Origin of the sequence: Phaeovulum sp., from assembly GCF_041596715.1 — a bacterium.
In the GTDB taxonomy this organism is placed as follows: domain Bacteria; phylum Pseudomonadota; class Alphaproteobacteria; order Rhodobacterales; family Rhodobacteraceae; genus UBA6213.
The window spans coordinates 1-1,521 of record NZ_JBFHIA010000393.1 but is presented as its reverse complement, the minus strand read 5'-3'; the positions used below and the strand labels follow the sequence as shown (position 1 = coordinate 1,521).

Below are 1,521 nucleotides of genomic sequence, written 5' to 3'. Positions count from 1 at the left end.
TCGGCGATGGCTTCGCGGTCGATCGCCCAAGCCACGGCCTGACGCAAAGTGACGTCTTTCAGAATGTCAAAAGGTGCCGGGGCGTTGATACCAACCGAAAGCGCCAGATAGCGGATCGGGCGGCTTTCATGCAGCACGACCGAACCGTCTTGCGGCATCGAAAGCATCATCTGCGGCGTTACGTCGGCGATGATGTCTATCTCGCCATTCTGCAACGCCAAGATGCGGGCGTTGTCATCGGCCATATAGCGATAGGTGATCCGGTCGATGTTGCGCGGCGTGCCCCAATAGTCGGGGTTGCGCACCACGGTCATCGAAACCTTGGGATCATAGCTTTCCAACAGATAGGGTCCGGTGCCAACCAGATTGGCGGCGCGGTCGCCGGTATCGGCGAAAAGCGAGGTCCCACGGTGCGTCATGTTTTCGATCACCAGTGCCGAGTTCTTTTCGGAACGGAACGAAAAGCGCATCTCGTCAAGTTTGACAAAGCTTTCCGGGTCGATCTCTAGAAAGTCGCTTTTGCGCAGGTCATTCAGGCGCAGCGCCGCGATTGCGGTATCTGCGTTGAACGCGCTTCCATCCGAAAAGCGGATGCCGGGGTGCACAGTGATCGTGTAGATGCCGTCCGCGTAGTCCCAGCTATCAAACAGCAGCGGTTGCGGGAGGAAGTTTTCGTCCGGTTGCACAGCCGTTTCTACAACCTGCGCCGCAGGCCCGCGGGTGGTAAGCGTGAAGTTGTTTTCCGCGACCGAGTTTGAATCACGCATCACCGCGATAGTAAGCGACGTTTCGGCATTGGCCACAGGCGCAGCAAGTGGCAGGGCAAACAGGGCAGCCGCCGCTAGGCGTGCCGTCAGAGATGCTCTGAACATGGTGGTTTCCTTTGATCTGATTTCAGGGTGTAGCTGAGGTCAGATCAGGGCGGGCGGCCCTCGTGGAGCATGCGCGCGCGGTGCGGCGCTGGCTATGAAAATGGCTTCGGCCACCACCACAAGGCGGCTGAAATGCTGATTGGTCAGTGGCAGGACAACTGGCGCAACTACGGGTGCAGCGGCCACTTGATGCGCGAAAAAGTCGCAACCGGCATCATTGCTGCCTTGCGGCACCTCCTGCCCGTTGGAGGCCGAAACACGGATGGTGTCGATGACCCCGCCCGCGCAAATGACATATGTGATTGTGTCGCCGACCCGCTCGGCCATGGTGCCCGGCGGCCGCAGAATCGCGCCCGCTAGCACAACAAGTGCCAAAAGTAGCCGTAAGGCCGTTATCCACGGGCGCTGGGCCAAAGAGCCTCCTCAAAGTTCGTTGGAACAGGATGCAGATCTCCCGTTCCGCGTCCAGCTTATACTAGATACAGGCTTGAAGGCATCCGGTCGCTGCGTAGTATAGTCGCATGCGAGAGGCGCTTTCCCACCCGGTTTACCGCAAATTGCTGGCCGCGCAGGTTCTTTCTGTGTTCGGCTCCGGCCTGACCACGGTGGCGCTTGGGCTTTTGGCATTCGAGTTGGCGGGGGCGAATGC

2 protein-coding genes are annotated in these 1,521 nt (G+C 59.4%); both read right to left on the bottom strand.

The annotated features are described in order from the left end of the window. Positions 1-872, bottom strand: an 872-nt coding sequence (locus tag ABY403_RS16410) for an ABC transporter substrate-binding protein (protein ID WP_372841881.1), incomplete at its 3' end; no start/stop codon positions are given. Between the two features lie 39 nt (positions 873-911). Then, the gene (locus tag ABY403_RS16405) at positions 912-1,286 is read right to left on the bottom strand and encodes a hypothetical protein (RefSeq protein ID WP_372841880.1); all 375 of its coding nucleotides are present in this window, start codon (positions 1,284-1,286) and stop codon (positions 912-914) included. Between the last annotated feature and the right edge of the window lie 235 nt (positions 1,287-1,521).